We start from the raw sequence: 26,655 nt of genomic DNA, 5'->3' as shown, positions 1-26,655 counted from the left end.
TTCATTCATCACTTTCTGTCAATCGAAATTTTCCATTATTTAAGATCTCCCCAATAACTGCTTCAGGCTCTTTATCACAGTTAGGTAATCTAAACTTCTCATCCAAACCAGAATCCAGAAATTCATCAACCAATATAAGACACCGATCCCCCATTTGATACTCTTTCTTTCTCATGAGATCTCTTTTTAAAAGTGTCTCCTTGTCTGTCCACAAAACAACATAATGAACAGAGACATCTAAATCTATTATATTCTTGAAGAGCCAGTTCGCTTCAGATGGAAAGGTAACATAATCTATCACAACATCGTTCCCGTAACTGAGGAAATTCCTTGTCAGACATAAAATATTATCCCATATTAAAGAGATTTCCTTTTTGCTTTCCCATGGCTTCTGCCTCCCGCCAATATGCATATGAGAAACAGCATCACCAGAAATATAGGCACTATCTTTCAATTTTTTCAAAAGCTCCTTAGATGTCGTTGATTTTCCGACACCTGCTGGTCCAGATATAATGTAAACATTGCGTCTATCCATTTCCAACTCCTTCATGCACTATGATTTTGACGATCAAATGAGCTTTTCTGTTAAATCTCTCTCATGTGTCCCTAGTTTTGATAATTAAACGATCTTTTCCTATCAAATCTCTCTCATGGTTCTCCTGTTTTGATAGTTAAACAGACTTTTCCTATCAAATCTCTCTCATGGTTCTCCTGTTTTGATAGTTAAACAGGCTTTTCCTATCAAATCTCTCTCATGGTTCTCTAGTTTTGATAGTTAAACAGGCTTTTCCTATCAAATCTCTCTCATGGTTCTCCTGTTTTGATAGTTAAACAGACTTTTCCTATCAAATCTCCCACGTGCCTCTCCCGTTTTGATGATTAAAAGGACCTTTCTTATCTTATCCTATCCTCAACGCTGGTCTTTCCCACAAAAAAATTAACCAGGTAAAAGACGTGCTGCTTGGACAACCTGTTTTTCTCCATTTTTTTCAAATTCCTTTACTTTCCTCATTCCTATTTTCTCTGCTACTTTTTGGGAGGGAACATTCTTTACTGTCGTGTAGGAATACACTACAGGATATTGCAAAACATCAAAAGCATAATTTTGACACGCCATTGCTGCTTCCGTTGCATACCCTTTATTCCAGTAGTCTTTTATTATGTGAAAACCGATTTCAGGGACAATTTCACCGTCAATCTCCTGCATCGTAATCCCGCAATCACCAATTAAAATATCTTGCTCTTTTAAAATTACTGCCCATAAGCCATGGTTATACTTTTCATAATTTTCTATATTCCATTTAATCCAGCTTTCAACTTTCCAAAAAGTAAAAGGTGCTGGATAGTATTGCATGGATTCTGGATCTGAGAGGACACTTGCTAATCGAAGTGCGTCCTCTAAAACTAGCTCTCTTAAATATAGTCTATCTGTTTCGATGATTTTCATTAGTTTCAACTCCAATATGCCTGTTATTTCAATGTAACTTCTCCAAAACTCCCCATTGGCATAATGTAGTGTTCTTTACAACACAAGCTACCTTATCCGAAATATGCCTATTTCAGGATAACAATTAAGTCGCAACGGAATTTTCACTGTACCCAGTCCTCTAGTTATAAAAAAATACTGATTCGATTCCATGCACTTCAACCCTGTGTGAAATTTTCTATAAGCACCTGCCGTTTTGCCAAATAGACGAATCTGCCCACCATGAGTATGTCCGCACCTATAATAACCCTCTTAAAAAAGGCACCTGTCTTATCAAAACTGTCTCCTCTGATCTCCATTCAAACTTCGGCCCAACACCGCCATATTCGAATGCTGCCACCCATGGCTCCTGCCAGTATCCTGCTTTGATTCCGTCAATCACCCATTTGGCCAGATCCCAATCATCCTCTGTCATTGGCATACTGTCACGCAATCGGCCCTTTTCATCAGATTGAATTCCGGTAATATGCAATTCTTTTAAATAATCTAATGGAAATTGGGAGAGATATCTTTTCACATCAAATCCAAGACATTTGGATGTCATTTGCGCATGTGCCGTGTCCAGTAAGAATCCGCATCCTGTCTCTTTGACAATTTCCGTTAAGATCTCTGGTTCGATGATTGCCTTTATCATATTTTCATTTTTGCCCCTGCAAACTACATTTTCCATTACCACATTTTCCGCACCAAACCTCTCGATAACTGGTTCCAAATCTGCGATTGCTGCTCCGATAATTTTATTCCTGTCAGCAGAATTATTTGTAAAAACATCCATATCAGGGTAATCCTTTGCAAAAGCAACCGCATGCACATTAATTAATGGTGTCTGAGTCTGTTGTTTTAATGTTTCGATTGCATCCCAATCCACATTGTTCATCTGTTTATCGCCGACATTTAGGGCGAAATGAACATAACAAGGCTTGGTTTTCTCTGCATTTTCAATCAGCTCCTTACTAAAGTCAGGACATTTAAACATATCAACTTCAATGACAGCATCTTCTACTAATTGATGAGCTTCTTTAGAATAGTTCACCGCTAACTTCATCATTTCACCTCATTCATTTTTGAATGTTTAATGCAAAAGTATAACTCGCCGTACCTTGTTCCCACTCTGCTGACACCTCATAAACAACCTTGCCTTCACCAGAAAGTACAACATTATCAGATTTGCTAATAATATTATGATCATCATCCCATATTCTCACGGTATAACTAATTGGTTCTTTTTCAAAATCAAGTTCAACCTCTGCATTAGCTGTTACTTCCATTGTATTATCTCCGCTCACTAATTCTGGCGGAACAGCAGAATGAGCATCTATTTCTGCCCTGGTACCATTTAAAGGCTGGTCATAACTCCAATTATAGCTTCCAAGTGTTGCTCTCACAGTCTCCTTTCCAACAGAAATAGTTAAACCAGGTGGTTCTCTGTCAGAACAGCCTAAAACAGTTAAAAAAGCTAGAAAAACAAGAATACTTTTCCATTTAGAATTCATGTCAACTTCTCCTGTCCTCCATTAGCATTCTCTTATTGTTCAGGAGATTCTTCCGTCACCTTCAACTTTAGCAACATAACCATGTCTCCTTCTTCAATGATCCTATTAATAGATTCTTCATCTTGGAAATCTTCTGTTCTAATTGAGCTTCCTTCTTTTTCACGATAAGCTGCTAATGTTATTTCTTCCCCTAATTCCAATTCGGTTTTTTCCTCACCAATGGTATAATTCCAAGTTATAGTTTCTGTATCAGATTGCTTATCTATTACTTCAGGCTCTGTACTCATACCAGGTGCAAAAAGAAATAAAAGCGGAGTTTGTGTATCATGATTAATCATTCCAAATCCTAAACGACCTTCCTGTACACTATCAGGACTATGACCATAAGAAAGTTGAATTAGAGGCTCTGCTTTCATTTTTCCATCACTGTATTTTTCTACCCATATGTCTACCCACCTGTTATCCGCTTGAGGTAAATAAAAGTCAAAATGGAATAAAACCCCTAAGTTCAAGTCCGAAAACGTTTGTTCATACTCGGAATCAGGATTTTTCGTTATGGTGGGCTGGTCTCCCGTGTTTTCCTCAGCAGAACACCCACTACCCACCAGTAAAAAAACAAGCAAGAAAAATAAGATCATATAAATTCTTTTACTTAAACACAATCCTTCATTAAACCCCTTTCCCGCCAATTGTCTCAAGCGTATTGATTCTTTCCATTCCTTTAATGATCGGTTTTGCCCGTTTTATTAAGGTTTGAGTTACTTCAAGTTGTAAAGAAGCCTGATGAGCAGTTTCATTTGTCCATATTTCATAAACATAGACAGCATTTGGTTCCGCTTCTGATACACTCACAAGGTAAATCTCGCAATCTTCGAGTTCTTTCATAGAATCAGCTGCTTCCAATAAAATTTCAACCAAGGTTCCTCGATTTTGTTCCTGTACGAGAAACTTTCCAAAGATACTGTATTTACTCATTTTTTCTCCTCCAGTTTTTCTCAAATGTTAACAATCGGCTCTAATTTCACTATCGCCACTTCTATAGATGTTTCTATGTAACCAACGATTTGATCAAATGTAAAAACATTCAGCTTTTCTTTCACAACATCCTCAGGATAATCCATATCACCTAAAACATAAGGCACAAATCGTTCCACATCCTCTGACTTCACTTCTTCCAGGTCTAATACAGGGGAAAATGGCTGGAGACTTTCTTTCCATTCATCTTTTATATTATAATAATCTAGCAATTTCCCATTCAGTAAGCGGAAATCGTTATGATATAACTTGTACAAGCCCTCATCTGCAGCCATTCTGTTTCTTAGCCAGGACAGATTAAACCCTCTCAGCCATATATCATCAGCAATCAGATGTGCACAATATCCGAGGATATAATCGTTCCCCTCCTCCGATTGGTATTTCTGCAGAAACCCTTTGTAGTCAATGCTTCTTGTATAGTCTTCTACTTTACCAATAAAGAAATGTGATAAGTTCTTTTCATCATGAGTAAATACCGCATCTGGTGCAATACTTCCAAGCAGAAAAGCAGTCTTGTCTTGTATGGACAAAGACTCTGCCACTTTATTCCCAATAATCATATGCATCATTCTTGAACCCATCTTTCTCCTACCCTTCCCTTCAATGTCTTTTCGGCAATTTAAACAAAACAAAATACAAGATGACAAACACCCCAAAAGCTACCACTTCAAGCGATAGAATATACCATGGATACGGACCCAGGAAGTCTATAATACTGCCATTGCTAGGCTTCCTTCCTAAAAACATATAATTGGAGCCTACCGTCTGATTCACAATAAAAACAAAGAAAGCGATGATGTTCAGGACGGTAAATGATCGAATCACAGAACCGAAAGTTGGTTTATATTCTTCCATCCATACCATGTAAAAACAGGATAAAACAATTGCTATATGTGCAAGAAAAAACTGAAAAAACCTTAAATGAGGAAAACCGAAAAAAAGCTCTGGAGTAACAATGGCGATGAATGCACCTGTCATGCTTACAAAGAATGAAATTTCGAATATTCTGTAATTTCTTGTCAGCAACATGATGGTACACAGATATAATGAAATTGAGCATAACTGAAGTGGTAAATTGGTTACAGCATTCCATCTGTCATCAAGTATGTACCACAAATGGAACGTAACTTCACCTAAAATGAGAGAAACCACCAACATATATTTTAATTCCCGCTTAAATCTTCGTTTTATACCTTCCCGATAATTATACAAAAACAAAAGCAGCACCAAAGTAACCAATATCATAAAAAAATGAGAAAGAGAAAACATCTGAAATGGATATTCTGTCTGATCAAAACTATAGAGTCCTTTCATTCTGTTCCACTCCTTCCATAAGTCAAAAAAACAACTAATTATTCTTCTTCCAAAAATATATGACCAGCCTTATAGTAACATATTATTCCAAAAAAGTGATTTCTTTTTTGGAAATTTATCCTTTCATTATCGTTTCGTTAAAAATTAACCCCTTTTCCCCTAGATGAATGATTTTTAATCTGCTGGTTTCTTTTATATAGATACTCTTATAGATTTCTTCTCCCAATTCTGTTTCAAAAAGAATCACTCTTTTTGAAGCATTATCTTCAACTATTATTTGAGTTAAATTTTGCAAATCAATTGTTTGATTCAATATATGATATTCCTGGAACTGATCAGCAGTTAACGCTTGTTTAGATTCTTCTGTATATTTCTGGCCATCAATTTGTCCCTCATCACATGCAGTAAGCCCTGCAATAAGCAGGCAAAGTAAAATTATCCGTTGTTTCATATTTATCTCCTTTCCTGTTGTTCTAATGTAGATGATACACTACATTATTGATAGAAAAGTGAGAGGAGAATGAGATTTTGATGAGAGAATATGGGCAGGTCCAATCGTTTATAACCCGCACTAGCCCTTCCACATTTATCCCTGATTCATAAGATGTTATTACCCCAACAAAAGGAGGAATTTATATGAGTTATGGAGCTGGTGGCGGCTTCGCATTTGTTGTTGTATTGTTTATCCTGCTTATCATCGTAGGTGCTGGTGCATTCGGAGGCGGGTATGGCGGCGGTTACGGCGGCGGGTATTACTAGAATTACCCAACGTTTGAATTAACTAAAGAATAAAGTGAGAAAGCAGACCAAATCGCATCTGATTTGGTCTGCCTCTGTTCCATTTCCACTTACTCCGTTCAGCTTCCTTTCTAATGAACCATCTTATCGTCTTTCTGATCGATAAAAAGAGACCCATCCTGCTGCACTTCTGCATAAAATACTTCATTAATATTATTAATTCCATTATTCTCAAGCTGCTGATTTAACCAGTTATCATCAAGGTTCAACCGCTTCAGGTTATTAAGAATAACATTCCCATCACTAACCACCTGGGTAGCAGTCGGGTAAACAGAAGGGGTTGTCTGAATCTGCAGATCACCTTTTGTTGCATGCTGCTGATCCATCTTTTTTAGTACAGATAGCTTCCCGCTAGTTTCAAAAACTGCATAATCTACATCCTTTAATGAAAAAACATCTTTTTCACGAAGCAAGGCATTTAACGAGTCCATATCTAATCGTGTTTTTCTTAATGAATTTTCCATGATTTCCCCTTCTTTTATCAGAATGACCGGTTCACCTGTTGTAATTTTACGACCATTTTTTGATTTAATATCGATAACCCCCATGGCAAGAGTGAAAATGGCCCATCCAATTAATGCAAGAACCCCATTAAGAATACTAATATTTTGATTCAGGACAAAAGTAGCTGCAAGGGAACCAATCGCAATTGCAGAAACAAAATTGAAAAATGTCATCTGGCTGATCTCTTTTCTTCCCATAATTCTGGCAAGTGTAAACAGAACAACAAATGCAATTACAACCCTTAACAGAAGCTCTGGAGTATTCATATACGCCACCTCTTTTTCTCATAGTATGTTCTAAAAGCAGGGATTTACTTTGCATAAATTTTCTTACATTAAGAAAACTATCTAAGTATATCGCTTCGGCAAGGAGTATTATAATGAAATTCAAAGAAAAACTAAGGAGTGTAGTTATGGGAGTTTTAAGTGGAAATCCTGCGAATGAGCCGATGCATTATGGTGAAGTTTTTTCAGCTTGGTCATTTCTCTCTGGAGCAAAAGGGATGGTAGCAGGTTATCAGACGAAATTGAATCATGCCGGGGATGAAGACCTTCGTAAATTACTACAGGAAGCAATAGATGCGAGTAATCAAGAAATGAAGCAAATCGAAACGTTATTAAAAGAAAACGGGATTGGACTGCCTCCAACACCACCTGAACGTCCTCATGCACGTTTAGAAGACATTCCTGCTGGGGCGCGTTTTATGGACCAGGAGATTGCGGCTGCTTTATCAGCATCCATTGCAGCAGGTTTAGTAACATGCAGCCAGATTATGGGGCAATCGATTCGTGAAGATATTGCCATGATGTTCGGACAATTTCATACACAAAAAGCGACACTAGGGGCAAAAGTCCTTCGCCTGAACAAAGAAAAAGGCTGGTTAATTCCACCACCATTGCATCACAGCCATTCTGAAGATTGTTAATGTCAAAAAGGAACAGATATCACACCATCTGTTCCTTTCACTTATTATTTCAGAAGCAACACAGTTTCATCGCCTACCATCTCACCCGTTTTTCCAAAGCCGATCTTTTCATAAAGCTTGATCGCAACATCATTTTCCGGTTCAGCTGAAATTCTGATCTCCACATCTCCATATGTAACTTTGAAAAAAAGGAGAAATTCTTTAAGGGAAGCAGATCCAAGCCCTTTATTCTGATACTTTTTATCAATCATAAATCGTTCGATCCACCATGAATCCACAGGGTAGTCCTCATCGGCCTGATAATAAACATACATAAGAAATCCGATCATTTTTCCTTCCTTGTAAATAGCCAATGGATGTCTTTGACCATCTTCAAATTGTGATTCCAGAAGGGAGTACCAGTTTGGTGCAACAAAATTGTTTTGTTCAGCCTTTACATTCAAAGCAGCACATTGTTTATAATTGTCTTGATCAACTTTCTTGAATTCTAATTTCATGTTAATCTCTCCGTCTTTTTTGTTATTTTCATCCGCTTTCCCTCTAATTCCAAGCTCCAGGCATGATAGAATTCCTTCACCGTTGCATACCTTTTCTGTCTATCTTCTTCTACCGCTTTTATTGCCACATCATAAAGCCCACTACTCGTTTCCCATTTTGCGTAGGAATGATCCATCTCTCCACCAAGCAACCCAAATGCGATCGCGCCGAGATTAAAGACATTTGTTATGGAATCGATTGGAGCACCAAGCTGAAACTCCTCTGGTGACTTTGATCGATATGCACCCCAAAAATGCTCCCCTCTGTCATTAACAGATGGTGATTTCTGATAAAAGTCAATATCGCATATTTTAATTTCGTCGTTCTCAAAATCATATAAAATACTGCCATCATAGAAGTCAATGGCAACATATTCTTGAGCTTCAACATACGCATGAAATGCAAAAATGGCATCTAATGCTTTTAACCTTTTTTCTATTGATAACTTCTTAAACCGATAAAATGGTGACAGAGGATTAGTATATTTAGCTTTCCCGCCAAAGGACCAATGAGAATGCAGGCATTCCCCTTCAAACCATTCAAATACCAGTACATAACCTTCTTTTGTGGAAAAGTGATCTAATAACATGATTACATGCGGGTGTGCTAATGATTCATAAACTGGTACTGCCTTCCTTAACCGTTCCATTGCTTCTTCCGGGTTTCCAGTAAAATCGATCGGCTTTGCTCCAGCATATTTCACAAAATATTTTTGTCCGTCTTTCTCTACTCCAAAACTGATATTGCCTGAATCTTGTTGATCAAAGACACAAAAAACTTCACCAAGCGGCTTTAACCAGTCAAAGCAATGTTCCTCTTGCAATTGAAAATCCGCCTTATCAATTGTCATCTGTTTCACAAAAATGATCCTCCTTGTAATACAGGGATCACGTAGTTTACAGGGGAATGATACGTTCACCCTTTAATAAGTTTTACCCCGATTGCACTGGACATTTTTTTCATAATACAACGCCTCCCTTTATTCCAATTAAGAAAAATTATACCATATCTTTAAATACAATAGTCTCTACATATTTCTACTCTCTTTACCCATAATAAAATTGATCAAAAGTTGAAGGAGGAATGAAAGTGGTAAAACAACATAACCAGCCAAATCCAGATGACAGATCTGATAATGTGGAAAAATTACAGCAAAAAGTGCAAGACACAATAGAGAATATTGAAGCAACACATGAAACAATGCAATTTGCTTCAGGAAAAGAAAAAGAAGCTATTATTGCGAAGAATCACCGCAGAGAAGAATCAATTGCGGCTATGAGAGCAGAAATTAAAGACGAAGCACACGACCAGCAGCAACAATAACAAAGGAATCAGGCTCCTAATCCCCTATTAACTGGGACAAGGAGCCTAACCTTGTTTTCACTATTCTGCTGTTTCCGCCGCTTCTGCTGATACAGCTAATTGATGTCGGTAAATACCTGTGCCATCACCAATTGCATAGTTTTGGACACGGTTGTTTACTGGAACAAGTATTGCACGATATACGGTCGGGAAGGCTGGTACTTCTTCTACCATTAATTGCTGCCAATCTTTATATGTTTTGATACGTGTCTCGAGGTCAAAGGCAGCCTCAGATAATCCTTCCTCAATTAAGCGTGTATTCTCCTCGTTGGTCCATCTTGTCATATTATAGAAAGTTTGCTCGCCCCATAATCCGCCTGGATCTACATCAATGCCAACACTCCATGCTGCCTGATAAATATCAATCGCCTCATCATCTGCTTCCACACGATCGTAGAAAGAATTAAATTCATGCAGGCGACCATCCAGCATTTGTACATTTAATCCAATTTGCCCCCATGCCTGAATATAATATTGAACGAGTGGCTCTGCAATTTCGCCGCCACTCATGGAAGCAAAGTTAATCACAAGCTCATTTCCTTCAGGATCTTCCCTGAAATTATCACCATTTGTATCAACATAACCTGCTTCATCCAAAAGCTGTTTCGCTAATTCTGGATCATATGCTAAACCTGGATTCTCACTATCATGATATTCTGGATGTGATGGCGGGATCAATGTTGTACCTGCCCATCTTAAACCATGGTAGAACCGCTCACCAACTGTATTGTTATCAAGCGCATGTGCCATTGCTTTACGCAAGTTTACATTCGCCATTTTTGATTCAGGGTCATACACATTGACACTATTCTCTTCATCCCATTTTCCTAGCTTAAATCCAATATACGTATAGGCACGATCTGTCACACCAAGCCATGTAACATTAGCCATTTCGGCATTATCAGGGAATTGATCAACAGGGAAACTGCTCACTAAGTCGACTTCCCCATTTTTCAATGATTCTACAACCACATTGGGATTGACTACTTTTAATGTCACTTTATCTAACTTTGGCTCACCTCTCCAATAATCTTCATTTTTTGTATAAACAACAGATTCACCTGGTACAATGCTTTCCACTTTAAACGGACCAAAACCGATTGGATTCTGACGTACTTCCGGAGAAGAAGGGATGTCAGCAACATTCATCTCACCGAAGATATGTTTTGCTAATGGATAGGTCCAGATTCCCCCAGTAATAAGCGAAGGTGTTGCTTCCTTATAAGTAATTTTTAACGTTTTTTCATCTACGATCTCAATACCTGAAATTGTGTCTGCTTCACCATTATGATATTCTTCGATTCCTTCCACATTTCTTAGTGTTCCATCAAAACGAACACCATCATACTCAGGATCTGCAATTACTTCATGAGCAAAGAGCAGGTCTTCTGCCTTTACCGGTTCTCCATCATGCCAGTTAACATTGTCACGAATCGTAATGGTTGCTGTCTTATTATCTTCTGACATCGTATAAGTTGCAGCGCCATCATTAGTATAGACATAGTTTTCATCCCACGTCAGCATACCTTCATCAAACCATTCCAGGACTTGGGCATCTGGATCACCGTCATAGAAGTTGAAATTCAGAATTCCATCGAAGGCTGTATCGGAAACCAGGCCAAATGTCAGCTCTCCACCTTCAATTGGTGTTGCATCCTCGCCCTTCACATTAGAAAAATTATCAATTGAATAGAGACCATCTGCTTGTTCTGTGTCTTCTGGCTCTTCCTCTGTTTCTTCTGCAGTTTCTTCTGTTTCATTTGTTTCCGTTTCACCTGATTCTGTTTCTGTTTCTGGTTCTTCCTCTGTTTGACTTGTACTTTCATTACATGCGGCCAGAATCATAACAAAAGCTGTAACCAATGCGAAGAACAACCAGCGAAATTTCTTGTTTGACATTCTCATTCCTCCCTTTTTTATCCTCTTCTTTGTTTTGCGTCTGTCGCGCGCTTTAATGCTTGACCGACGTTATTTATACTCAACATCAGAATTAGAATTAATAATGATGCAGGTAACCATATCCACCAGCGGTATTCCAATGTTTGCGGGTTTCTTGCATAACTGACGAGAGTCCCTAAACTTGGAGTACTCTCAGGGAACCCGAAACCTAAAAAGGAAAGGCCTGATTCCAGTCCGATATTTGCCGCTAAATTTAATGTCATCGTAACAATAATCAATGAGCTGATATTCGGCAGGACTTGGGTAAAAATAATCTTTAGATGAGAAGAGCCAAGTGTCTTTGATGCCTGAACATAATCCAGCTCTTTCTCCTGCAAGGCCTTTGACCGGATTAAACGAGCGATCCCCATCCATAAGAATGCCGACATGATAAAGGAAAAGGACATTACCCCATAATTTGGTACAACACTAACAAAGACGATAACAATCATTAGTGTCGGAAGAATCATAAAAAAATCCAGGATACGCATCAAAATATTATCAACGGTACCACCAAAATAACCTGATACCACACCCATTATAATGCCGACTATTCCGCTGATAAGTGTTACCAGGATGCCGATAGAAATGGAGTTTCTTGTTCCAATAATCAATTGTCCAAAAACGTCCCTGCCGCCATAATCCGTTCCAAGCAAAAAATTCTCAGAAGGCGGCTCATGAATCGCAAATAAATCAACTTTTACAATTTCTGATTGATTAAGAATTAAGGATATACCATAAACAAATGCCATGGTAATCACTAGGAAAATAAGTGAAATTAGCGCCAGTTTGTCTCGTACTATTTCCCGCCACAAAATACTCCAGCTTGATGGACTACGCATCGGTTTTTGTTTCACAGCTTCTGATTGCAACATCATTTACACCTCCATACTATTTCATCCGAATCCTTGGATCGACAATGCTCAGAATAATATCAGATAGCAATGTTCCCAGGATGGACGCAATACCGAACAGGAGAACAAGTGCTGTAACAACACTTGTGTCACGCTGCATTACTGAATTTAAAAATAATTGTCCTATTCCAGGGTAACTGAATATATTCTCAATAAAGATTGAGCCTCCAATTAAACCGGTAATTTCATAACCGAAAAAGGCGGCAACTGGTAATAACGAATTACGGAAAATATGATTTCGATAAATACGTGACTCACTTACTCCTTTGGAACGTGCAAGTAAGACAAAATCTTTCTGTTTTGTATCAATAATTTCACTACGCAAATACTGGACTGTCGACACAGTTGTAATCAGAGCCATCGAAAGTGCCGGAAGCAGCATATGATTGATTTTGCTTATAAAATAATCGAACGTTCCAGGGACTGCTCCTGGTTCGACACTGCCACTTGTTGGAAACCAGCCAAAATGAAAACCGAAAACAAACAACATAAGCAGGGCAAAAATAAAGATAGGGGCAGCAAATCCAATGTACGTATAACCAGTAATCATTCTGTCCGTCCATGTATCATTATGACGGCCGCTGATTAATCCTAATGGAATCGCAATGGCATATGTTAATATCAGTGTCATGACAGACAGCCAGAATGTATTGATCAGACGCTGACTTACTAATTCTGTTACAGGAAGTTTATGCTGAAAGGACTGTCCTAAATTCCCTTGAAACACATTTGTTATCCAGTCCCAATACTGCACATACCATGGATTATTTAAGCCAAGCTTTTCCCGCTGTGCTTCAATTGCTTCAGGACCGATATTTGGATCAATTAATCCTGTCAATGCATCACCTGGCATCATTTTCGCCAGCAGATAGATCACAATACTTAACAAAAGAATTTGCGGCAGCATGATCAAAATACGCCGGATGGTAAAAGTCCACATTTTTAAAGTCCCTCCCCTGGCAATGCAGCGAAATGACTGTCGGAAATTGGTTTCAAATCATACGCAATTCCGTCAGAATCAAAATAATTGTTAATTTTCTTATCAAACTCCCGCTTTACTTCGTCTCGTAATGCAGCCCGTTTCTCCCTGTTCTTCGGATCGATATCTGGAATCGATGAAATTAATCGTTTCGTATAAATATGTTGCGGATTCTGATAAATTTCTTCCGCACTCGCCTCCTCCACCAGACGCCCTTTATACATAATTCCAATTCGATCACACATATGCCGAATAATCCCTAAATCATGACTGATAAGCAGATATGTCAGATTCAAATCTTTTTGCAAATCTTTCATAAAATTTAAAACTTGTGCCTGTACAGATACATCCAGTGCAGAAACAGGTTCATCAGCAATAATCAGTTTAGGATGTAAAGCAATCGCTCTTGCTATCCCGATTCTTTGCCTTTGCCCACCGGAAAATTCATGTGGGTATTTAAAGATACTTTCCTTGCTTAATCCAACTTGATCAAGTAATTGCCCGACACGACTGAATTCTTCTTGTTTTGTCAGGCTTTCAAAATTCCTTAACGGCTCTGCCACAATATCCAACACCCGCTTTTTCGGATTCAGGGAAGAGTAAGGGTCCTGAAAAATCATCTGAATTTCTTTTTGAATCTCCTTTGATCGTATCAGTCCTGCCAAATCATGGTTGTTGTATAAAACCTTGCCTGAGGTTATCTCATTTAACCCGATTACTGCCCGCCCTGTTGTTGTCTTACCAGAACCTGATTCACCAACTAATCCATATGTTTCTCCTTGTTTTAATTCAAGTGAAACACCATTTACAGCCTTCACATGGCCAACAATTCTTTTAAATACACCACTGCGTACCGGAAAATGGACATGTAAATCCTCTACCTTAAGAAACGCCATGATCAACTCCCCCTTCCTCCATATCCAAGAAGTGAAAATGTTTGTAACAAGTACATCTGACATAATGATTTGGACTGATTTCATGCAGGGAAGGTTCTTTCTCGTGAGCATCTTCTGTGATCCAGGGAATTCGTGATTGAAAACGGCAGCCAGTACGCGGCAGGCTTGGTAATGGCGGGACAACTCCCTGAATAACATATAAACGTTCCTGTTTGGACAATGCGGATGGAACAATGAGCGAGTATATGGATGCTGTGGGTTGTCAAATAGTTCTACAACTGGTGCCACTTCCACAATTTGTCCTGCATACATTACAGCAACGCGATCAGCCATCTCTGCGACCACTCCTAGATCATGGGTGATTAAAATGACGCCTGCATGCATTTCTTTTTTTAATTTCAAGATTAAGTCAAGGATTTGTGATTGTATTGTTACATCAAGAGCGGTTGTTGGCTCATCAGCAATTAACAAACCGGGTTTATTGGCGATCGCAATCGCAATTACGATCCGCTGCCTCATTCCGCCAGATAATTGGTGCGGATACTGATGAAATGTCTGTTCAGGACGGGGGATCCCTACATCTTCTAACAATTCCAGTACTTTTTGTTTTCTTTCCTGCTTAGACATTTTCTGGTGCAATATTAATGTTTCTTCAATCTGTTCGCCGACAATCATTAATGGATTAAGAGCTGTTAATGGATCTTGAAAAATCATGCCAATCTCTGAGCCGCGCAATTGATTTAACTGACTGGCAGATGTATTGACAATATCCTTGTCTTTATAATAAATATGGCCCTCAATTTTCGTTCTGTCTTTGTTGTGTAAACCGGTTACGGATGCTGCGAGCGCACTTTTACCGCAGCCTGATTCCCCAACAATTGCGACAATTTCGTTTTTATTTACTTCCAAAGTCACATCATCCACTGCTGCATAATAGTGATCTTTTATTTTAAAAGAAGTCTGTAAATTTTGAATATTCAACAAAGCATCGGACATTCTCTGACCCCTCCATTCTTTTTTCAGGCAAACCTTTATTTCTTTTTTCTAGTATGATTTGAAATAATTGTATGTTCGAAACCAGTATCCAGCAATACTCATGTTAAGGAATCTTACGCAGAGTTTTCAATTATTGTAAAAACTTCTTTCGTTAATTGTTAGGTAACCGCTTTCAATTGTGTATATCTAGCATGAAATAGTATAGTTTTTGCATATCCTATCAAGTTCATCTTAAAGCCCCCCTGTTTATCATTTTTATTTCAAATATTTTATATTATCATATTCTCGTTTTTAAATAATATTAAAAAAAAGTCGATCTATTAACAGGTCGACTTTTTCTTGCTAAGAAGCTGCTGGAACTTCTCGGGGGGTGTATTCAATCTGATCAGAAGAATAGATAGCAATGTCTACTTTTCCTCCCTTTACTTCTGAACGAATCAGAATGGGCTGGTTCAGATTATTTTTGAATGTAAAGTCAGGGCCATACCAGCTGACAGTTGCATCACGGCCTGGCGGGACATATGGCACCCGCTTACTGTGAGAATAACGTTCAACCATTTGCACACCAGCACGATCGACCGCATTATACAAAGTGGAAGACACTTGACAAATGCCTCCGCCTATCCCTTCCGTTAATTCGCCTTTTACAATCTCAGGTGCGGGCAAATATCCTTTCTCTGCTGTCCTTTTGCCAACCACTTTGTTAAAGGAAAAGGTCTTCCCGGGAAATACAACATGGTTATTAATTGCTTCAGATGAAAGGAAAATATTATGAGATCTTTCCTCATTATTTTTGTTAAAATAGGTTGTATAATGGCCGATTTGCTGTGTGCGAATATTTGCCAGCAGTTCACTATCTACATTTGGAAATACCTCCATCACAGGAATTTCTATCTTGTCAGCATTATCCGAGAAAAAGTAGCTGTAAAACTTCTCCCTGAATTCTTTACGATCTAACTGATAACCCGCTTTTCCTGGCACAATGACATTGTTATCATCAATTGTCGCATCAACAGGCTCCTGGTAAATCTTCTGCTCAAGCTCTTGGACAAACTGTTGATATTTATCTTCATCAATCACTGGTTCATCAAAAAAAAGTACCCTCAGTTCCTCTCTGTTCACACTTGTAATCTGCTCTTCTTTAAGTGTTATCACAAGGTCTGCTGTTGCGCCAGAAAGAGAAATACTGTTGAATAATAATAAAACGATCACCATACCATAAGTTTTCATATCACATGCCCTCCCAAGATATAGTATGGATCACAGACACGATTTTATGTGAGATATTAGAGCCATGTCCACTGTTACATCTCGTCAGGTGCCTGTATTCCTAATAACCGCAGAGCTTCCTGCAGGACTGTTTGAACAGAATATACAAGAGCAAGTCTAGCCTGTTTCTGCTCATGTTCCTCCAGGATACGAACTGAACCATAATATTTATTAAACGATTTGGCAAGGTCAAGTGTATACTTTGCGATTTGTGAAGGATCATAATCATTCAATGCACGTTTCAATACATTCGGGAATTCGACTAATGTTGTGATGATCGTCCATGCCTGATCATCGTCTAGTTGCATCACTTCATCCGTCTGCTGAAAATTTCCTTTTCTTAAAATAGAAGAAGCTCTGGCATGTGTATATTGCACATATGGCCCAGTCTCCCCTTCGAATCTCAGCATATCTTCAAGAGAAAACTCAATATCGTTTAAGCGGTAATTTTTCAGATCGTGAAATATAACAGCCCCAGTTCCGATTTGGCGAGCAACCTCATCTTTTCCAGCAAGGGTTGGATTCTTTTCGCTAATATTTTTCTCCGCGAGCTTGATTGCGTCTTGTAAAACTTCTTCTAAAAGTACAACCTTTCCTTTACGAGTGGACATTTTTTTACCATCTTTTAATATCATTCCAAAAGGTACATGGGCAAGACCTTTGTGCCATGTGCAGCCCATCTTCTCCAGGACAGAAAAGAGCTGTTTAAAATGCAGAGATTGCTCATGGCCAACCACATATAATGCTTTCGCAAACTGATACGTGTCCTGACGATAAATAGCTGCAGCTAAATCACGAGTTGCATATAGCGTTGTTCCATCTTTCTTCTTGATTAGACAAGGGGGCATATCATTGCTTACCTCGACTATTCTTGCTCCTTCTGAGACTTGTAATAAATTTTTTTCTTCAAGAAGCTGAATAACATGATCCATTTTGTCATTATAGAAAGCTTCCCCATTATATGAGTCAAATTTGACACCCAAGAGGTCATAAACTTTCGCAAACTCTTTTAGTGATTCTTCTCTAAACCATTGCCATAATGATAATGCTTCCTCATTACCCTCTTCCAGCTTCTTAAACCATTCTCTCCCTTCGTTATTTAAATCTTCATATTGTTCTGCTTCCTCATGGAATTGAATATATAATTTTAATAATTCTTTTATCGGTTTTTCTTTTACCTTCTTTTCATCGCCCCACTTCTTGTAGGCAACAATCAGCTTGCCAAATTGTGTTCCCCAATCCCCTAAATGATTAATTTTCACCGTTGTATAGCCGGATTTTTCGGCAATGTTTGCTAATGCATTGCCAATAACAGTGGAGCGCAAATGCCCCATTGAAAAAGGCTTGGCGATATTCGGTGAGGAGAAATCAATGGTAATGACTTTATTATGACCGGTGTTGCTGGAACCGTAATTACTCTTTTCTGAAAGAATTTTATTAATAATGTAAGTAGATACGTCTGATTTATGAAGAAATACATTTAGATATCCACCAACTGTCTCGGCTTTTTCGAATAATGCAGGTAATTCCAGGTTCTGTTTTAATTTGTCAGCAATAGTTTGCGGTGACTCACGATACACTTTAGCCAATTCAAAGCATGGAAAGGCCCAATCACCCATATTCTCGTATTTAGGTTTCTCTATCATGTTTTCTAATACCGTTTTTTCCAAAGTTCCTTGTAATTGTATAAAGAGTGCCTCAACAAACATATTTTTATAATTCATATTTATTTTCCTCCTCATGATAAAAAACCCCGCCTCTTTTCCAACTGAAAAGAGACGGGGTTACATTTCGCCCGCGGTACCACTCTACTTGTTTTACACAAAACCACTCTCATTTTTAACGAGGATTCCCCCGGCTTTCCCTACTCCTATTCAGGAAAGCATCTACAAAGTGCGGTTCATTATTTGTCATTTGGTCAAGCTCTCACCATCCTTGACTCGCTTTTGTCCATACAAATAACTACTCTCTTTGTCACTGATTTTAAAAAGTATTGTTTCTAATTATATACAACTATACAGAAATTGCAAGATGAAAAAAACAATGGTGTTTTGCTTATTCGGCCCCTTCATTTAAAAGCTTGTGTCTCTGCTTTCATCCAAATGTGTCAAAAATATGAATCAAACAAATAGCATTATGATTATGTTCAATATTTCACATGACTTCCTCGTTCTATTGCGATATACTAAAAGAGAAGATAAGAATGATCACTCTTGAACAAACTTATTAAGGAGGTACATTTCATGAAAGTTGTTGAAGAAAGGAAACATACGGATTTAGCTTGGAAAGGATTTGTAAACGGCAACTGGCAAGAAGAAGTAAATGTCAGGGACTTTATTCTTAAAAACTATACTTTGTATGAAGGGGATGAACGTTTTTTAGCTGATGCAACAGAAAGTACATTGGAATTATGGAAGCAGGTCATGCAGTTAACAAAAGAAGAACAGGAAAAAGGCGGGGTCTATGATCTGGATACAGCTATTGTCTCTACGATTACTTCCCATGGAGCCGGGTATCTGGATAAATCGAAAGAGAAGATTGTCGGTGTCCAAACAGATAAACCTTTCAAACGTTCTTTGCAGCCATTTGGCGGCATAAGAATGGCGGTGGCAGCAGCAGAGTCTTATGGCTATAAAATTGACCACAATCTTGTGAATGTTTTCACAGATTATCGCAAAACCCATAATCAAGGGGTATTTGATGCTTATACAAAAGAAATGCTGTTAGCAAGAAAAGCGGGCATTGTCACAGGGCTGCCAGACGCATACGGCAGAGGCCGAATCATCGGTGATTACAGACGTGTTACTCTCTACGGTGTCGACCGCTTAATTGAAGATAAAAAGGAACAAGCTTTCATTATTGGCGGAAATGGCATCATGTCGGAAGAGGTAATCCGCGACCGTGAGGAACTGGCAGAACAAATACGAGGATTAGATGAATTAAAACAATTAGGAGATATTTATGGGTTTGATCTATCCAGACCTGCTACAAACGCTCAGGAAGCGGTACAGTGGATGTATCTCGCATACCTCGCAGCAATTAAAGAGCAAAATGGTGCTGCACTGAGTTTAGGAAGAGTTTCCACTTTCCTTGACATTTATATTCAGCGAGACCTGGATGAAGGCGTTTTAACAGAAATGGAGGCACAAGAATTAGTTGACCATTTTGTCATGAAACTAAGACTGGTTAAATTCGCCAGAACACCAGATTATAATGAATTATTCAGTGGTGATCCAACATGGGTAACCGAATCAATTGGCGGAATATCGCTGGAGGGCCGTCCATTGGTAACAAAAAACTCTTTCCGCTTTTTACACACATTACAAAACTTAGGCCCGGCACCTGAACCGAATTTAACCGTATTATGGTCAACACAATTGCCTAGAGCATTTAAACAATATTGTGCCAAAATGTCGATTTTAAGCAGTTCGATCCAATATGAGAATGATGACTTGATGCGTGAACAATACGGCGATGATTATGGTATCGCCTGTTGTGTATCGGCAATGAAGATCGGCAAACAGATGCAATTTTTCGGAGCAAGGGCCAATCTAGCGAAAGCATTATTATATGCAATTAATGGTGGTGTAGATGAGAAACTGAAAATACAGGTAGGTCCCTCTTTCGCACCGATTACAGCTGAATATTTAGATTTTGATGAAGTAATGGAAAAATACGATAAAATGATGGATTGGCTTGCTGGTCTTTATGTGAATGCTTTGAATGTTATTCACTTTATGCATGATAAATACAGCTATGAACGACTGGAAATGGCATTACATGACAGGGATGTATATCGCACAATGGCCTGTGGTATCGCAGGATTATCTGTTGTGGCAGATTCCTTAAGTGCAATAAAATACAGTAAAGTCAAAGTACTTAGGGATGAAAATGGGGTGGCAGTAGATTATGAAATCGAAGGTGATTATCCGAAATACGGCAATAATGATGACAGAGTCGATGATATGGCAAAAGACCTTGTTAAAACATTTATGAACAAAATCGCCAAACATCAAACATATCGAAACGCAACGCCTACCCAGTCAATTTTAACGATTACATCTAATGTGGTTTACGGAAAGAAAACGGGCAACACACCTGACGGCAGAAAAGCTGGCGAACCATTTGCACCAGGGGCGAACCCATTACATGGCCGTGACACGAAAGGTTCCCTTGCATCACTAAGTTCTGTTGCAAAACTGCCATATGACTATGCTTTAGACGGAATATCCAACACTTTCTCCATTGTACCGAAAGCTTTAGGAAAAGAAGAAGAAATTCGTGTGAATAACTTAGTAGGCTTGTTAGATGGCTATGCTGTGAAAAAAGGGCATCATTTGAACATCAATGTGTTTGAACGTAAAACGTTAATGGATGCCATGGATCATCCGGAAAAATATCCACAGCTGACTATTCGCGTTTCCGGTTATGCTGTCAACTTTATTAAATTAACTCGTGAACAGCAAATTGATGTGATTAATCGTACATTCCATGAATCCATGTAGCTAAGCGACTGTGGACAACCGATTATAAAAATACAGAAGAGGTGAGTATGATGAATGGCCGAATACATTCTGTCGAAACATGTGGTACCGTCGATGGACCAGGTTTACGATACGTGATATTTATGCAGGGGTGTTTATTGAGATGTAAGTATTGCCATAACCCCGATACTTGGAACAGGAGTAAAGGTAAAGAGGTAACGGCAGAAGAATTATTCACCGACATTTCTTCATACTTGCCTTTCTTCCAGGCCTCTGGCGGAGGAGTAACGGTGAGCGGTGGTGAACCGCTATTGCAAATCGATTTTCTCATCGAATTGTTTACAACACTCAAAAAGAACGGGATTCATACAACATTAGACAGTTGTGGAGGCTGTTTCTCTTCCTCTCCCTACTATATAGAGAAATTAGATAAGCTGATGCAGGTAACAGATCTTGTCCTGCTTGACTTGAAGCATATAGACAAAGAAGCTCATCAAGCATTAACAGGAATGACCAACCAGCATATTTTACAATTCGCAAGATACTTGGACACAAGACAAGTGCCTGTCTGGATAAGGCATGTGCTGGTGCCTACCATTAGTGATGAAGATCAGGCACTACAACAATTAGCTGTTTTTATTAAAAAACTATCCAATGTGGAAAAAATTGAAGTTTTGCCATATCATAAACTCGGGATATATAAATGGGAGGAGCTCGGCATTCCTTATCCCCTAGAAGGCATCGAACCGCCAACAGCTGACAGAATAGAAAATGCGGAGAGAATATTGAACAGCCTATGAGAGGGCAGTTGGTTTGATGGTTAACTGGATTTATTCATCTTTGAGAGAACAGTTTGGAGCTCTATGATCTCTTTAAACTGCCTTTATTTTTCAATTTGGAGCTCAGCCTTGAACTCTTTGATGTTTAAACCATAGTTCAATTAAAAAACTAAGGCTCTTTGCCAATTTTTCCGACAAAAGCCTTAGTTTTTAGCTTATTTATTGCGGTATCTCCACTTTAATTGATTCAAATTCAACAGGCTGTAAAACATCGAAATTCAATTCCAGCTCTCTTGATTCCCCATTTTCATCAATTTCCACACTGCCGCCACCACTTGGAAGAGCTAAATATGGTGTGATTGTTAGTTCAGTTACAGAATTGTCAATTGGATCGAAATCTTTACTGCTTTGATAGAAGAGTTTGTCCCCACGGATTTCCCCTGATCCTCCTCCTGAATAACTTGTTATTTCATTGCCATTTTGATCAACCAGCTTGAATTCAATATATTTTCCCTTGCTTAATGCAAAGTCTGTTCCATCTTCTAAACTCTCAAATGATATACTTCCACCTGCTTCACTTAACGATAACTCTTTTACTGTCAGTTCAACGCCATCAACCGTTTGGCTGTGATCAAGCGGAATTTGCTGAACATCGGTAATTTTTTCGATAGGAGTTGTGAAGTACCATTTTTCTCCATTCTCCCCATGCAAAATTAAACCAAGATCAAAGGCATCAGGCATTTCCTCTGATACCGATATTTCCTGAATAGCAGTAATTACGGTGTCAGACTGGATTTCTTCTCCATAGCTGCCTGATGAACCCTTCGGAAGTTTTCCGTTTATTGTTATATCCATCCCAGCTCCAAAGTAATGTTCCTCAAGTTCTTTTTCTGTTTCAATAATGAGCCCGACAGTAATTTTGCTTGGTGTATATAAAACCTCATCAAGCGTTACAGATATGCCATCAACTGTCTGTGTCTCCCCAACCTTATTAGTTAAGCCATTCTCTTGAGCCTGCTGTAATCCTATTAAATCAGAGTTCCCAAAAACGGATCCAATAATCGGTATTTGAGACAAACTGCTTGCTAATGCCGGTGAATAATAGGAGGAACCCACCAATATCATAAATACTGCTGCAACACTGCCTAATGTGTATAATACCTTTCTTCTTTTTTTGTTTATTTTTGGTTGCATAATGTCATCATTCCTTTGCTTTTCTGCCTGAGAAATCCCTCTATGAATCGCTGATCGAACATCCTCTTTCGGAAACTCTTCTATCTGATCATGAAGTCTTTTCATTTAATTTGTAACTCCTTTCTAATTCGCTCTTTAAAGTTTTCTTCGCTCTGCGTAAATAGGTTTTGATTGTGCCAGAAGGCTTTTCCATCACCTCAGCAATATCCTTAATTGACAAGTCATGATAGTAAAACAAAATCAGGCATGTCTGATAAGAAGACCGTAGTCTGGATAATGCCTCACTCAGGTGAAACGATTCGATCTCCTCATCCTGTTCACGATCTAATTTCTTTAACAGCTCATTTTCTTCATATGGGATTATTCTATCCCGGCTTTTTAGCAGACTGTAGCACTCCCGAATAAGAATTTTGAAAAGCCATGTAGAAAAATATTCCGGATTCTTCAATTGGCTTATTGCTAAAAAAGCCTTACATGCGGTTTCCTGGATCACATCCAATGCATCTTCTTTTGTTCGAACATAAGATAACGCTTTGTAGTAGAGCATTTTTTCTTCTTGAATCAGTAATTTTTCAAAAGCGCTCTTATCGCCGTTAATGGCTTTTTTTACTGTCTTTATATCATGTTTCACAATGTAACCCTCCTTTCATTTAATTAGAGCGAAGAGGTGTGACGAAAAGTTTCAACTTTAGAGAATTCTTTTGTTGTATATAAAAAAAGCATGTTCTGATCAGCACCTGCTATCAAAACATGCTATTCGTATGGAAAGACTCTTTTTATATAATTAGAATTTTCTTTCATCTTTATATGTGATTCATCCGTACACACTTATTTGATGAACCACATTAACTTGGTTTTACAGCATCAACTATAACTGAAACAAATTTTAATTTACCACTCTTATTCCGATGATCAAAACGTTTAGAACGGTAAATAAATCCTGTTTTTTCATCCCATTGACTTTCGTGAAAATTGCCCTTCTCATCACAATATTCCAATAGATCAACAATAAACCCTGCTTTTTCAAACAGCGAACGAAGGGTTTTGTAATTATGTACGATTTTATGACTGGCAGCTGGGTGATTTTCAGGTCCAGGACCCCCTACTTTGATAACATTTTGATATTCTTTATCTGGAAAATAGCCATCAGGGACAGCACAACGAACATAGCCTCCAGGTCTCAAAAATTCGTAACATATCTCGGCAGCACTCACACCTTCTTCATAGGTTAAATGTTCCCAGACATGTTCTGCTACAATAGCTTGAAGTGTATTTGAAGAAAAGTTTTTTTCCCAATCCGATTTCCTTAACAGATTCAGCTCACTTTCCTGTGTTTGAAGCCATGTTGGATTGTTATTATGGTCACCGGCACCAATGACAACTTTTAAATTATCAATAGTTTGCATACAATACCACCTTATACAATTTCTTTTATCTTGCCAATAACAGCTTGATAGAACGAAGACTGATGTGGTACAAAATGCTCTCTCCCTATACGATCTTCCTTAATCACCTTTTCCCCTGCCTGATCCAGCACAAATCCACTAATTTCAATTGTGTCTTTCCCACCATTCCACAGTGCCTCAAAATCAGTAAATTCAGCTCTCACCATACCTGCCACTTCTTCTTTTTGCAAAGTAAAATCATCCATTTTCATATTAAACTTATGTAAAAAAACATTCGCAATCTCTTTATCGATAAAATCTTTTCTTATGACACAATAATCGATCGTCCCTAATGGAAATAATTCATCATAAGCTACACTTATCCCCAGTTCTTCTTCAATTTCCCGAACCCCATCTTTGACTGTTTCATCTGCCAGAAGATGACCCGCTGCTGTTATATCATAGAGATTAGGGTAATCTTTCTTATTTGCACTGCGCAATTGCAGGTAAATATAATTTACTTCATTCTCGGTACTGACAAACCAGCAATGAAACACTTCATGCCAGTAGCCAAACTTATGTACATCGCTTCGTGAAGCAATTCCTATTTCCTTTCGATTATCGTCAAAAATTTTTAATTGTTCTGTTTCCAAACTGCTCGCTCCCATTCTAGATCGTCAGGATCTGAGTTTCACACTATAGTGCCTCATCGTTTTAGGCACCCCTTTTAACTCCAATATTCCACTATAGATTAAGTGACGAATTCGATATTCCAAAAAAGCGTAATCAATATATTCCTCCATTTCGATCAATAATTCGCCAATCACATCAGCAGTAAGGATAAAATCTTGCTTCTTTTGCTTTTGATGCAACCTATCAATTGTTGACAGAATGAAAGAATCATAATGCTCTTCCTCCAAAGGCTGAACAGTATTATTTATCCAAATACGCAACACATCTTGCGATTGCGCCAGCTTTTCCCATTGCTCCTGAAAATCACTTCGCTGTTCGAATGACAGCGGAACATGTGCTGTTTCATTAAAAATGAATGCTAACTGGTTTGGCTCTAGTTGGCCACTGTTACAGATACCTTGAATTTCTTTGCTTGCATAGAATTTTTCATAGAGTTCTGTTGTATTGATTAGATAGATTAGATTTGTCTTGTCTCTCAATAAATAAAGATAAAATCGCAATCCTGATTGTTCGTCCGCATTATTGCCATACCAGAGATAAATCGGAACATTAACCGAAATATCTATTATCTCACGCAGAGCATTGTTCCACTTAATCTGGTATTCGTCATCCTCCATGTTAATATGATCAAGCAACCAATTACTCCGGTAAGTTTGACCTTCCTTTGTTTCTAATTTCCACAGAGGTCCTATTGCAAAACTATCAGGAAAACCAATCACATGTTTTGGTCTTTTCAAGGCTACTTTTAGCGAACCAGCAACAGATTCTGATGTGACTATATGAACAGGATCAGACTGGTTGTCTATTCCTTTCTGATTTTTATATTTTTGAATCTGCTTATTAATTTCTTCTACCATGTAATTTAGCGTTTCTTCTTTTACAAAGTAACTGAAACCCATTTCTTTACTTTCCTCATAATCATGATGATCAAAGGTCTGAAATTCATTCTTATCATTAATTTTATAAGTAGTTCCTATTTCACTTAAATCTGCAGAGGTTATATAATCTGTAAAATGAAACGGATAGACGAAAACCAGGTCAGCTTCTGACAAAAAGTAAATATATGGAGTATTAATTTTCGTTATGATTGGGATCATCCTCCTATAATAATGACTTATGAAGAGCTAGTATTGATGAAGTTTTTTTACCTTTCGAATTTCTTCTGCCAAACCAGTTTATAAACGATTTTACACTGTTATCAATACCTTCCGCTCTTTCTTTGCTATCCATCATGGCATTCAGATGCCTTTCTAATGCCTTCAGCTCACTCTCTACCTTCTCTCTTGGCATTCAAACGCCCTGCGAATGCCTTCAGCTCTCTTTCTACCTTCTCTCTTGGCATTCAGACGCCCTTCCAATACCTTCAGCTAACTTCCTATCTTCTCTCTTGGCATTTAACCTAACTTGAATAAAAAGCCCCTGTGTAATATTTGTAAAAGTAATCGCAAAAACCTGAACCAAGACGCCTATATCAAGGTTCAGATGTTTGCTTTGCTCTCTATCTTCTATTTCTTATCAATCACAGGAATCCATACTTCACTCCGGTAATCTGCACTGGCAGGATCTCCTGGGTAATATACTTCCAGTTCTGGGGCATCTGCATGCTCATACCCTGTTGATGGGAACCATTCGGAGAAAATCCGTTTCCATACATTCTGGATAGCATCAGGCATT

30 protein-coding genes, 1 pseudogene and 1 other annotated feature are annotated in these 26,655 nt (G+C 38.3%); of the genes and pseudogenes, 5 read left to right on the top strand and 26 right to left on the bottom strand.

The window, feature by feature from the left end:
• Nucleotide 1: 1 nt before the first annotated feature.
• The 9 genes from F9U64_RS06250 to F9U64_RS06210 form a co-directional block, all read right to left on the bottom strand.
• Nucleotides 2-535, bottom strand: coding sequence for a P-loop nucleotide/nucleoside kinase family protein (locus F9U64_RS06250; protein ID WP_153402148.1), 534 nt, complete (start codon nt 533-535; stop codon nt 2-4).
• A gap of 402 nt (nt 536-937) precedes the next feature.
• The gene (locus tag F9U64_RS06245; RefSeq protein ID WP_153402147.1) at nt 938-1,447 is read right to left on the bottom strand and encodes a GNAT family N-acetyltransferase; all 510 of its coding nucleotides are present in this window, start codon (nt 1,445-1,447) and stop codon (nt 938-940) included.
• 277 nt (nt 1,448-1,724) lie between these two features.
• Nucleotides 1,725-2,531, bottom strand: coding sequence for a multinuclear nonheme iron-dependent oxidase (locus tag F9U64_RS06240; RefSeq protein ID WP_194287296.1), 807 nt, complete (start codon nt 2,529-2,531; stop codon nt 1,725-1,727).
• Nucleotides 2,532-2,544: 13 nt separating this feature from the next.
• Nucleotides 2,545-2,979, bottom strand: coding sequence for a hypothetical protein (locus tag F9U64_RS06235; RefSeq protein ID WP_153402145.1), 435 nt, complete (start codon nt 2,977-2,979; stop codon nt 2,545-2,547).
• 32 nt (nt 2,980-3,011) lie between these two features.
• A complete protein-coding gene (locus F9U64_RS06230; protein WP_153402144.1) occupies nt 3,012-3,641 on the bottom strand; it encodes a hypothetical protein in 630 nt (209 codons plus the stop codon).
• Nucleotides 3,642-3,648: 7 nt separating this feature from the next.
• Complete coding sequence (locus F9U64_RS06225; protein WP_153402143.1) at nt 3,649-3,954, bottom strand: putative quinol monooxygenase; 306 nt, start codon at nt 3,952-3,954, stop codon at nt 3,649-3,651.
• A 20-nt stretch (nt 3,955-3,974) separates the two neighbouring features.
• Complete coding sequence (locus F9U64_RS06220) at nt 3,975-4,595, bottom strand: zinc dependent phospholipase C family protein (protein ID WP_153402142.1); 621 nt, start codon at nt 4,593-4,595, stop codon at nt 3,975-3,977.
• Between the two features lie 19 nt (nt 4,596-4,614).
• Nucleotides 4,615-5,328, bottom strand: a complete 714-nt coding sequence (locus tag F9U64_RS06215) for a YwaF family protein (protein WP_153402141.1) — start codon at nt 5,326-5,328, stop codon at nt 4,615-4,617.
• 115 nt (nt 5,329-5,443) lie between these two features.
• Nucleotides 5,444-5,779 carry a hypothetical protein gene (locus tag F9U64_RS06210; RefSeq protein WP_153402140.1) on the bottom strand — a complete coding sequence of 112 codons (336 nt, stop codon included), beginning with the start codon at nt 5,777-5,779 and terminating at the stop codon, nt 5,444-5,446.
• A 185-nt stretch (nt 5,780-5,964) separates the two neighbouring features.
• On the opposite strand from F9U64_RS06210, the gene F9U64_RS06205 reads away from it, so the two are divergent.
• Nucleotides 5,965-6,087, top strand: coding sequence for a YjcZ family sporulation protein (locus F9U64_RS06205; RefSeq protein ID WP_153402139.1), 123 nt, complete (start codon nt 5,965-5,967; stop codon nt 6,085-6,087).
• Nucleotides 6,088-6,197: 110 nt separating this feature from the next.
• Here F9U64_RS06205 and F9U64_RS06200 read toward each other — a convergent pair whose 3' ends face one another.
• The gene (locus tag F9U64_RS06200; protein WP_153402138.1) at nt 6,198-6,896 is read right to left on the bottom strand and encodes a DUF421 domain-containing protein; all 699 of its coding nucleotides are present in this window, start codon (nt 6,894-6,896) and stop codon (nt 6,198-6,200) included.
• A 146-nt stretch (nt 6,897-7,042) separates the two neighbouring features.
• Here F9U64_RS06200 and F9U64_RS06195 point away from each other — a divergent pair, with 146 nt between their 5' ends.
• On the top strand, nt 7,043-7,555 hold the full coding sequence (locus F9U64_RS06195) for a DUF3231 family protein (RefSeq protein WP_153402273.1): 513 nt from the start codon (nt 7,043-7,045) through the stop codon (nt 7,553-7,555).
• Nucleotides 7,556-7,599: 44 nt separating this feature from the next.
• On the opposite strand, the gene F9U64_RS06190 is transcribed toward F9U64_RS06195, so the two are convergent.
• Together F9U64_RS06190 and F9U64_RS06185 are read right to left on the bottom strand one after the other, a co-directional pair.
• On the bottom strand, nt 7,600-8,052 hold the full coding sequence (locus F9U64_RS06190; RefSeq protein ID WP_153402137.1) for a GNAT family N-acetyltransferase: 453 nt from the start codon (nt 8,050-8,052) through the stop codon (nt 7,600-7,602).
• Nucleotides 8,049-8,942 (bottom strand): protein kinase family protein, encoded by an 894-nt coding sequence (locus F9U64_RS06185; RefSeq protein ID WP_153402272.1) that lies wholly within the window; start codon nt 8,940-8,942, stop codon nt 8,049-8,051. The genes F9U64_RS06190 and F9U64_RS06185 overlap by 4 nt, the downstream gene beginning before the upstream one ends.
• Nucleotides 8,943-9,181: 239 nt before the next feature.
• Between F9U64_RS06185 and tlp the strand changes: the two genes are divergently transcribed.
• Nucleotides 9,182-9,415, top strand: coding sequence for a small acid-soluble spore protein Tlp (gene tlp, locus F9U64_RS06180; RefSeq protein WP_228275602.1), 234 nt, complete (start codon nt 9,182-9,184; stop codon nt 9,413-9,415).
• 60 nt (nt 9,416-9,475) lie between these two features.
• Here the strand turns inward: tlp and opp4A are convergent, their stop codons facing one another.
• The 7 genes and pseudogenes from opp4A to argS form a co-directional block, all read right to left on the bottom strand.
• Complete coding sequence (gene opp4A, locus F9U64_RS06175; RefSeq protein WP_228275601.1) at nt 9,476-11,353, bottom strand: oligopeptide ABC transporter substrate-binding protein; 1,878 nt, start codon at nt 11,351-11,353, stop codon at nt 9,476-9,478.
• Between the two features lie 17 nt (nt 11,354-11,370).
• The gene (locus F9U64_RS06170; RefSeq protein ID WP_153402135.1) at nt 11,371-12,267 is read right to left on the bottom strand and encodes an ABC transporter permease; all 897 of its coding nucleotides are present in this window, start codon (nt 12,265-12,267) and stop codon (nt 11,371-11,373) included.
• Nucleotides 12,268-12,283: 16 nt separating this feature from the next.
• Complete coding sequence (opp4B, locus tag F9U64_RS06165) at nt 12,284-13,246, bottom strand: oligopeptide ABC transporter permease (protein WP_153402134.1); 963 nt, start codon at nt 13,244-13,246, stop codon at nt 12,284-12,286.
• Between the two features lie 2 nt (nt 13,247-13,248).
• Nucleotides 13,249-14,181, bottom strand: a complete 933-nt coding sequence (locus tag F9U64_RS06160; RefSeq protein ID WP_153402133.1) for an ABC transporter ATP-binding protein — start codon at nt 14,179-14,181, stop codon at nt 13,249-13,251.
• Nucleotides 14,168-15,177: pseudogene (locus F9U64_RS06155) on the bottom strand (ABC transporter ATP-binding protein). Before F9U64_RS06155 ends, F9U64_RS06160 begins: the two are co-directional and overlap by 14 nt.
• Before the next feature lie 342 nt (nt 15,178-15,519).
• The gene (locus F9U64_RS06150) at nt 15,520-16,407 is read right to left on the bottom strand and encodes a VanW family protein (protein WP_153402132.1); all 888 of its coding nucleotides are present in this window, start codon (nt 16,405-16,407) and stop codon (nt 15,520-15,522) included.
• A 74-nt stretch (nt 16,408-16,481) separates the two neighbouring features.
• Nucleotides 16,482-18,170, bottom strand: a complete 1,689-nt coding sequence (argS, locus tag F9U64_RS06145; RefSeq protein ID WP_153402131.1) for an arginine--tRNA ligase — start codon at nt 18,168-18,170, stop codon at nt 16,482-16,484.
• Nucleotides 18,171-18,217: 47 nt separating this feature from the next.
• Nucleotides 18,218-18,433 (bottom strand) — a binding site (T-box leader).
• Between the two features lie 256 nt (nt 18,434-18,689).
• Between argS and pflB the strand changes: the two genes are divergently transcribed.
• Both pflB and pflA read left to right on the top strand, forming a co-directional pair.
• Entirely contained in the window at nt 18,690-20,951 is a 2,262-nt protein-coding gene (gene pflB, locus F9U64_RS06140; protein ID WP_153402130.1) for a formate C-acetyltransferase, read from the top strand.
• Between the two features lie 47 nt (nt 20,952-20,998).
• Nucleotides 20,999-21,730, top strand: a complete 732-nt coding sequence (gene pflA / locus F9U64_RS06135; protein ID WP_194287295.1) for a pyruvate formate-lyase-activating protein — start codon at nt 20,999-21,001, stop codon at nt 21,728-21,730.
• A gap of 198 nt (nt 21,731-21,928) precedes the next feature.
• On the opposite strand, the gene F9U64_RS06130 is transcribed toward pflA, so the two are convergent.
• From F9U64_RS06130 to F9U64_RS22860, 7 genes are all read right to left on the bottom strand, one after another.
• Nucleotides 21,929-23,008 carry a DUF4179 domain-containing protein gene (locus tag F9U64_RS06130; RefSeq protein ID WP_153402128.1) on the bottom strand — a complete coding sequence of 360 codons (1,080 nt, stop codon included), beginning with the start codon at nt 23,006-23,008 and terminating at the stop codon, nt 21,929-21,931.
• Complete coding sequence (locus tag F9U64_RS06125) at nt 22,992-23,534, bottom strand: sigma-70 family RNA polymerase sigma factor (RefSeq protein ID WP_153402127.1); 543 nt, start codon at nt 23,532-23,534, stop codon at nt 22,992-22,994. The genes F9U64_RS06130 and F9U64_RS06125 overlap by 17 nt, the downstream gene beginning before the upstream one ends.
• Nucleotides 23,535-23,748: 214 nt before the next feature.
• Nucleotides 23,749-24,309, bottom strand: a complete 561-nt coding sequence (locus tag F9U64_RS06120; RefSeq protein ID WP_153402126.1) for a class I SAM-dependent methyltransferase — start codon at nt 24,307-24,309, stop codon at nt 23,749-23,751.
• An 11-nt stretch (nt 24,310-24,320) separates the two neighbouring features.
• Nucleotides 24,321-24,941 carry an NUDIX hydrolase gene (locus tag F9U64_RS06115; protein ID WP_153402125.1) on the bottom strand — a complete coding sequence of 207 codons (621 nt, stop codon included), beginning with the start codon at nt 24,939-24,941 and terminating at the stop codon, nt 24,321-24,323.
• Nucleotides 24,942-24,965: 24 nt separating this feature from the next.
• Nucleotides 24,966-26,078, bottom strand: a complete 1,113-nt coding sequence (locus F9U64_RS06110; protein WP_153402124.1) for a DUF1835 domain-containing protein — start codon at nt 26,076-26,078, stop codon at nt 24,966-24,968.
• 4 nt (nt 26,079-26,082) lie between these two features.
• Nucleotides 26,083-26,271, bottom strand: coding sequence for a hypothetical protein (locus F9U64_RS06105; protein WP_153402123.1), 189 nt, complete (start codon nt 26,269-26,271; stop codon nt 26,083-26,085).
• Between the two features lie 215 nt (nt 26,272-26,486).
• Nucleotides 26,487-26,655 (bottom strand): GyrI-like domain-containing protein (locus tag F9U64_RS22860; RefSeq protein ID WP_228275609.1); only part of this gene is annotated, 169 nt, incomplete at its 5' end.

The sequence above is a fragment of the Gracilibacillus oryzae genome (genome assembly GCF_009498735.1).
Taxonomy (GTDB): domain Bacteria; phylum Bacillota; class Bacilli; order Bacillales; family Amphibacillaceae; genus Gracilibacillus; species Gracilibacillus oryzae.
This window is presented reverse-complemented; position numbering and strand designations above follow the sequence as displayed.

Coding starts and splice junctions, on each gene's coding strand:
- F9U64_RS06250 (WP_153402148.1), bottom strand. CDS start 535: ATGGATAGACGCAATGTTTACATTATATCTGGACCAGCAGGTGTCGGA.
- F9U64_RS06245 (WP_153402147.1), bottom strand. CDS start 1,447: ATGAAAATCATCGAAACAGATAGACTATATTTAAGAGAGCTAGTTTTA.
- F9U64_RS06240 (WP_194287296.1), bottom strand. CDS start 2,531: ATGAAGTTAGCGGTGAACTATTCTAAAGAAGCTCATCAATTAGTAGAA.
- F9U64_RS06235 (WP_153402145.1), bottom strand. CDS start 2,979: ATGAATTCTAAATGGAAAAGTATTCTTGTTTTTCTAGCTTTTTTAACT.
- F9U64_RS06225 (WP_153402143.1), bottom strand. CDS start 3,954: ATGAGTAAATACAGTATCTTTGGAAAGTTTCTCGTACAGGAACAAAAT.
- F9U64_RS06220 (WP_153402142.1), bottom strand. CDS start 4,595: ATGGGTTCAAGAATGATGCATATGATTATTGGGAATAAAGTGGCAGAG.
- F9U64_RS06215 (WP_153402141.1), bottom strand. CDS start 5,328: ATGAAAGGACTCTATAGTTTTGATCAGACAGAATATCCATTTCAGATG.
- F9U64_RS06210 (WP_153402140.1), bottom strand. CDS start 5,779: ATGAAACAACGGATAATTTTACTTTGCCTGCTTATTGCAGGGCTTACT.
- F9U64_RS06205 (WP_153402139.1), top strand. CDS start 5,965: ATGAGTTATGGAGCTGGTGGCGGCTTCGCATTTGTTGTTGTATTGTTT.
- F9U64_RS06200 (WP_153402138.1), bottom strand. CDS start 6,896: ATGAATACTCCAGAGCTTCTGTTAAGGGTTGTAATTGCATTTGTTGTT.
- F9U64_RS06195 (WP_153402273.1), top strand. CDS start 7,043: ATGGGAGTTTTAAGTGGAAATCCTGCGAATGAGCCGATGCATTATGGT.
- F9U64_RS06190 (WP_153402137.1), bottom strand. CDS start 8,052: ATGAAATTAGAATTCAAGAAAGTTGATCAAGACAATTATAAACAATGT.
- F9U64_RS06185 (WP_153402272.1), bottom strand. CDS start 8,942: ATGACAATTGATAAGGCGGATTTTCAATTGCAAGAGGAACATTGCTTT.
- opp4A (WP_228275601.1), bottom strand. CDS start 11,353: ATGTCAAACAAGAAATTTCGCTGGTTGTTCTTCGCATTGGTTACAGCT.
- F9U64_RS06170 (WP_153402135.1), bottom strand. CDS start 12,267: ATGTTGCAATCAGAAGCTGTGAAACAAAAACCGATGCGTAGTCCATCA.
- opp4B (WP_153402134.1), bottom strand. CDS start 13,246: ATGTGGACTTTTACCATCCGGCGTATTTTGATCATGCTGCCGCAAATT.
- F9U64_RS06160 (WP_153402133.1), bottom strand. CDS start 14,181: ATGGCGTTTCTTAAGGTAGAGGATTTACATGTCCATTTTCCGGTACGC.
- F9U64_RS06150 (WP_153402132.1), bottom strand. CDS start 16,407: ATGAAAACTTATGGTATGGTGATCGTTTTATTATTATTCAACAGTATT.
- argS (WP_153402131.1), bottom strand. CDS start 18,170: ATGAATTATAAAAATATGTTTGTTGAGGCACTCTTTATACAATTACAA.
- pflB (WP_153402130.1), top strand. CDS start 18,690: ATGAAAGTTGTTGAAGAAAGGAAACATACGGATTTAGCTTGGAAAGGA.
- pflA (WP_194287295.1), top strand. CDS start 20,999: ATGATGAATGGCCGAATACATTCTGTCGAAACATGTGGTACCGTCGAT.
- F9U64_RS06130 (WP_153402128.1), bottom strand. CDS start 23,008: ATGAAAAGACTTCATGATCAGATAGAAGAGTTTCCGAAAGAGGATGTT.
- F9U64_RS06120 (WP_153402126.1), bottom strand. CDS start 24,309: ATGCAAACTATTGATAATTTAAAAGTTGTCATTGGTGCCGGTGACCAT.
- F9U64_RS06110 (WP_153402124.1), bottom strand. CDS start 26,078: ATGATCCCAATCATAACGAAAATTAATACTCCATATATTTACTTTTTG.
- F9U64_RS06105 (WP_153402123.1), bottom strand. CDS start 26,271: ATGCCAAGAGAGAAGGTAGAGAGTGAGCTGAAGGCATTAGAAAGGCAT.